4 protein-coding genes are annotated in these 6,255 nt (G+C 66.3%); 2 read left to right on the forward strand and 2 right to left on the reverse strand.

The features are described 5' to 3' along the window. Window positions 1-40: 40 nt before the first annotated feature. Entirely contained in the window at window positions 41-691 is a 651-nt protein-coding gene (locus QOL81_RS17020) for a dihydrofolate reductase family protein (protein WP_084827834.1), read from the reverse strand. Between the two features lie 69 nt (window positions 692-760). Beyond that, window positions 761-1,762, reverse strand: coding sequence for an alpha/beta fold hydrolase (locus QOL81_RS17025; RefSeq protein ID WP_283439952.1), 1,002 nt, complete (start codon window positions 1,760-1,762; stop codon window positions 761-763). 234 nt (window positions 1,763-1,996) lie between these two features. Between QOL81_RS17025 and QOL81_RS17030 the strand changes: the two genes are divergently transcribed. Continuing rightward, window positions 1,997-2,428, forward strand: a complete 432-nt coding sequence (locus QOL81_RS17030; RefSeq protein ID WP_033634486.1) for a DcrB-related protein — start codon at window positions 1,997-1,999, stop codon at window positions 2,426-2,428. 31 nt (window positions 2,429-2,459) lie between these two features. Next, the coding region (locus QOL81_RS17035) for a PAAR domain-containing protein (RefSeq protein WP_283439953.1) at window positions 2,460-6,255 on the forward strand (3,796 nt) is incomplete at its 3' end.

Consider the following 6,255-nt stretch of genomic DNA (forward strand, 5'->3'; position numbering starts at 1 on the left):
GTGAGGAAGGAAAAGAGAAAAGGGCCGAACGGCCCTTTTTTTACGCCTGGGCCGCCGCCGCGCTTTCCGCCACGAAGGAGCCGGTCGCCACCGCGCCGGCGCGGCGGTAGTGGGCCACGATCACGCCGCCGGGCGAGACCACCGATTGGGCCAGCGTAAAGGCCGCCGGCGCCGCGTTGTCATCGAACAGCCGCTTGCCGCCGCCGAGCAGCACCGGGTAGGTGAGCAGGCGCAGTTCGTCCACCAGATCGTTGGCCAGCAGCTGCTGCATCAGCGTGCTGCTGCCCTGCACCAGCAGCACCGGCCCCTGGGTGCGCTTCAGCTCGCGCAGCCGGGCGATGATGTCCCGCCCCAGCCACTGGCTGTTCTGCCACGCCAGCGTCTCGCCGTGGTGGGTGGCGACGTACTTGGTGGCCTGATTGAACACGCGGGCGATATCGGCGGAAAACGGATCGGCCTCGTCGGTGATCTGCGGCCAGTAGCCGGCGAAAATGTCGTAGGTGCGCCGCCCCAGCAGCAGATCGAACGGCGCGGAGAAAAGATCGCCCATCGTTTCCGCAATGGCGTCATCCCAGTAGGGGGCTGTCCAGCCGCCGAATTGAAAGCCGCCGCTGCGATCTTCGTCCTGCCCGCCCGGCGCCTGCATCACGCCGTCGAGGCTGACGAAGGCGCTGGCAATAATCTGTCGCATGGCTGTCTCCTGCCGTTGAGTGCCAGCTGAAAGTTTAGCCGCCGCGCGGCGGCTACGCCAACCGGCCGCTCAGGGCTGCAGCGCCTTGAGCAGTGCCTGATGGAAACGCTCCGGCTCCTCCATTTGCGGCGCATGGCCCAGCCCGGCGAACTCGATCAGCGTGGCGTGCGGGATCAGCTTCGCCGCCTGTTTGCCCAGCTCCGCGTAGTGGCCGATCCTGGCCTTGACCGCCGGCGGGGCGATATCGCTGCCGATGGCGGTGGTGTCGGCGGTGCCGATCATCAGCGTAGTGGGGGTTTGCAGATCCTTGAACTCGTAATACACCGGCTGGGTGAAGATCATGTCGTAGATCAGCGCCGAGTTCCACGCCACCAGGCGATGGCCCGGCCCGTTGTTCAGCCCGGCCAGCATATCCACCCAGCGATCGTACTCCGGCTTCCAGTTGCCACCGTAGTAGGTGCGCTGCTCATAGTTGCGGATGCCCTCGGCGGTGGTGTTCAGCTCGCGCTCGAACCATTGATCGACGCTGCGCCACGGCACGCCTTTGGCCTTCCAGTCCTCGAGGCCGATCGGGTTGACCATGACCAATTGCTCCACTGCCTGCGGATACATCAGGCTGTAGCGCATGGCCAGCATGCCGCCGGTGGAGTGGCCGATGACGATGGCCCGGCTGATTTTCAGGTTCTGCAGCAGGCCGTGGGTGTTTTGCGCCAGCTGCTGGAAGCTGTACTGGTAATGCGCCGGTTTTGTGGAGGAGCAAAAGCCGATTTGATCCGGCGCGATCACGCGGTAGCCGGCCTTGCTCAGCGCCTTGATGGTGTCCTGCCAGGTGGCGGCGCAGAAGTTTTTACCGTGCAGCAACAGCGCGGTGCGGCCGTTGGCGGCGCCTTCCGGCGGCACGTCCATATAGCCCATTTTTAACGGCTGCCCCTGCGAGGTGAAGCTGAACTGCTGCAACGGATAAGGGTAGTGAAAACCCTGCAGCTCCGGGCCGAACTTCGGCGTTTCGGCGGCGGCGGGGAACGCGGCCAGCGTGGCGCACAGCAGCGCGCTACGGGTGAATCTCAGCATCCTGATCTCCTGAAAAACGGACGATAGCCGAGTATAGCCATAATCAGGGCGTCGGCGCGCCGATGGTTTCAGATAATTCTGTAATGTTACGGCCCGATCCCGGGCAAGGTTCCGGCCACGGCCTTGCACACAGTGAACGCGGTCACGCCGCGCAACATTGGCGGTGCCTGATGGTTTTATTTCAAGGCTAAGTTATGCGATGCTTAAGCATTATTTATGCAAAAGGATCCTCGCATGTCCGCTTTATCCCGCTGCGCTTTCAGCGAAGGCAGCGTCGCTTTGCCGGAAGGCTATGCCGATCGCACCGTCAACGTGCTGTTGGCCGGCGATGATGTTTCCCCCTCAATCAATATTTCCCGCGATGCGCTGCAGCCGGCGGAAAACCTGGAAGGCTACGTCACCCGCCAGCTCGATGCGCTGGCGCAGGGGCTGAAAGGCTGGGCGTTCAAAAGCCGCGAGCCGGCGACGCTGGGCGATGGATTAACCGCCGGTGAATGGGTGCGCGCCAGCTACCTGCGCGACGGCAAGCGCATCTGGCAAAACCAGGCGGTGTTCGCGCTGGCGGAGGGCCGGGTGCTGGTGTTCACCCTGGCGATGGCGCGCAAGCTGACGCCGCAAGACGATGCGCTGCTGTTGCAGGTGCTGAGCAGCTACCGGGCGGCATAACGATGAACCCTTCACGTAAAAGGACCTTACGATGACCGAAGCGGCCCGCGTCGGCGATACCATCGGGCATTCCCATGCCCTGGCCGGCATGATTGCCGGCACCCTTGTCGGCGGCCTGATCGCCGCCGCAGGCGCGGTGGCGGCGGGGGCGCTGTTCGTCGCCGGCCTGGCGGCTTCCTGTATCGGCGTTGGCGTGTTGCTCATCGGCGCCAGCCTGGCGGTGGGGTATCTCACCGGGGAGGCGGCCACCGCGGCGCGCGACGGCATTGCCGACGCCGGTGCCGGTAGCCTGACCCCCAAAGGCAATATCGTCACCGGCTCCCCCAACGTCTTCATCAACGGCAAACCCGCCGCGCTCGCCACCAACAGCCAGGTGGCCTGCAGCGACGACGGCCCGAGCATGCAGATGGCGCAGGGCTCTGACAAGGTCAGCATCAACGGCCAGCCCGCCTCGCGCGTGGGGGACAAAACCAACTGCGACGCGCAGGTAATGGAAGGCTCGCCCAACGTGTTTATCGGCGGCGGCACCGTCACCACCTTGCCGATCAAGCCCGAAGTGCCGGATTGGCTGTACAAGGTCTCTGATCTGACGCTGCTGTTCGCCGGCCTGGTGGGTGGCGTGGGCGGCGCCGCCGGCAAGCTGGGGGCGCTCGGCAAACTGTTGGGCAAGCTGCCCGGCATCAACAAGCTGGCGCGCATCGCCTGCCGCGCCGGCACCCTGATGACCGCCACCGCCGCCGTCGGCATTATCGCCCGGCCGGTGGATATCGTCAGCGGCCAGAAATTCCTCGACGGCGAAGACGATCTCGATTTCGTGCTGCCTTCGCGCCTGCCGGTCGCCTGGCAGCGCTATTGGCGCAGCGGCAACCCCGGCGACGGCGTACTGGGCCGCGGCTGGAACCTGTTCTGGGAGAGCAGCCTGCAGCCGTATCAGGACGGCCTGGTGTGGCGCGCCCCTTCCGGCGACTTCGTCGCTTTCCCCAGGGTGCCGCGCGGCCACAAAACCTACTGCGAAGCCGAAAAATGCTGGCTGATGCACAACGACGACGGCAGCTGGCAGCTGTTTGACGTCGGCGAACAGATTTTCCACTACCCGCCGCTGGCGGGCGACCAGCCGAGCCGGCTCAGCATGATCACCGACGCCATCGGCAACGCTACCTCGCTGTTTTACGACGACGAGGGGTTGCTGAGCGAACTGGTGGACAGCGCCGGGCAGCGCCTGATGTGCCGCTATGCGCAGGGCCGCCTGCGCGAAGTGGCGCTGCAAACCGCCGAAGGCGAACGGACGCTGGCGCGCTACGGCTACGATGAGCAGGGCCAACTGACGACGGTGAGCAACCGCGCCGGTGAGGTAACGCGCCGTTTTGGCTGGCGCGACGGCCTGATGATCAGCCACCAGGACGCCGCCGGGTTGCTGAACGAATACCAATGGCAAGAGATCGACGGCGTGCCGCGCGTGACGGCCTACCGCAACAGCGCCGGGGAATCCCTTGAGTTCGGCTATGACTTCGCCGGCGGGCGCCGCAGCGCGGTGCGCGGCGACGGCAAGCGGGCGGAGTGGCGGCTGGATGACGACGACAACGTGGCGCAGTACACCGATTTCGACCAGCGCCGCTACGGTTTTATCTACCAACGCGGCGAGCTGTGCAGCGTGCTGCTGCCCGGCGGCGCGCAGCGCCAGAGCGAATGGGATCCTTACGGCCGCCTGCTGTCGGAGACCGATCCGCTCGGCCGCGTGACGCGCTATCAATATTCGCGCAACAGCGGCCGGCTGTTCGCCGTCGCGTACCCGGACGGCAGCAGCGAAGCGCAGCACTGGGACACGCTGGGGCGCCCGACGCGCTATGTCGATGCCCTGGGCCACGCCACGCTGTACCGCTATCCGGATGACGAAGAGAGCCTGCCGGCCGGCGTGATCGACGCGCTGGGCGGGGAGGTGAAGCTGGAGTGGGACGCCCGCGGCCAGCTGACGCGCTACACCGACTGTTCCGGCAGCGTCACGGCTTATACCTACGATGCGCTGGGGCAACTGACGGCACAGACCGATGCCGAAGGCCATCAGACCCATTACCGGTGGGATAACGGCGGCCGCCTGCACACCCTGATCCACCCGGACGGCGGCGAAGAGCGCTTTAACTGGAATGCGCACGGCCAGCTGGCAGAACATCAGGACGCGCTGGGCAGCCTGACCCGCTGGCAGTACAACGCCCTGGGGCTGCCGGTCAGCATCACCGACCGCATTAACCGCACCCGACGCTATCACTACAGCCCGCAGGGCTGGCTGACGCGGCTGGAGAACGGCAACGGCGGCGAATACCGCTTCAGCTACGATGCGATGGGCCGCGTGCTGGCCGAAGAGCGCCCGGACGACACCCGCCACTATTATCGCTACGGCGCAGCCGGGCTGCTGGAGGAGCACCGCGAGGTCGGCCTGCCGGGCAGCGCGGGTGAGCTGACGCAGCGCGAACAGCGCTTCCGCTTCGACGAGGCCGGGCAGTTGGTCTGGCGCGGCAACGCCAGCGCGGAATGGCATTACCGCTTCGACGCCATGGGACGGCTGCGCGAGCTGAACCGCCTGCCGACGGCGAGCGGCGCGGCGCTGGGCATCGAGCCGGACAGCGTGCAGATGCACTATGACGCCGCCGGGCGGCTGCTTGGCGAGCAGGGCGTGAACGGCGAGCTGCAATACCAGTGGGATGAGCTGGCCAACCTGCAGGCGCTGACGCTGCCGCAGGGCGATCGCCTGCAGTGGCTGTATTACGGCTCCGGCCACGCCAGCGCCATTAAATTCAACCAGCAGGTGGTGAGCGAATTCACCCGCGATCGCCTGCACCGGGAAACCGGCCGCAGCCAGGGCGCGCTGCAGCAGCAGCGGCGTTACGACGCCATGGGGCGCCGCAGCTGGCAGAGCAGCGCCTTCGGCCACGACAAACTGACCCGGCCGGAAGACGGCGTGCTGTGGCGCGCTTATCGCTACACCGGCCGCGGCGAGCTGGCCGGAGTGAGCGACGCGCTGCGCGGCGAAGTGCACTACGGTTACGACGCCGAAGGCCGCCTGCTGCAACACCGCGAGCCCAATCAGGGCAAACCGGGCGCGCGGCTGGTGTACGATCTGGCGGATAACCTGCTGGGCGAGCGCAGCCCGCAGAGCGACATCGACGCGCACCTGCCGCTGGCGCCGATCGCCGATAACCGGCTGACGCACTGGCAAAAACTGTTTTACCGTTACGACGCCTGGGGCAACCTGATCAGCCGGCGCAACGGCCTGTACGAACAGCACTACCGCTACGACGCCGACAATCGGCTGGTGCAGGCGCACGGCCGCGGCCCGCAGGGCGAGTTCGAGGCGCAGTATCATTACGATGCGCTGGGCCGCCGCAGCCGCAAGGCGGTGCGCTACAAGGGCAAAACCGAACAGACGACCCGTTTCCTGTGGCAGGGTTACCGGTTGCTGCAGGAGCAGCGCGACGACGGCAGCCGCCGCAGCTGGAGCTACGATCCGGCCAGCCCGTGGAGCCCGCTGGCGGCGCTGGAGCAGGCGGGCGACAGCCGCTCGGCAGATATTTACTGGTATCACACCGATCTGAACAGCGCACCGCTGGAGGTGACCGACGCGGCGGGCAACCTGTGCTGGTCCGGGCAATACGACACCTTCGGCAAGCTGCAGGGCCAGACGGTGGCCGGCGCGGCGAAGCGGCAGGGTGCGCAATACCAGCAGCCGCTGCGCTACGCCGGGCAATATCAGGACGACGAAAGCGGCCTGCACTACAACCTGTTCCGCTACTACGAACCCGAGGTGGGGCGTTTCACCACGCAGGATCCGATAG

The sequence above is a fragment of the Serratia sp. CC22-02 genome, assembly GCF_900182895.1.
GTDB lineage: Bacteria > Pseudomonadota > Gammaproteobacteria > Enterobacterales > Enterobacteriaceae > Serratia > Serratia nevei.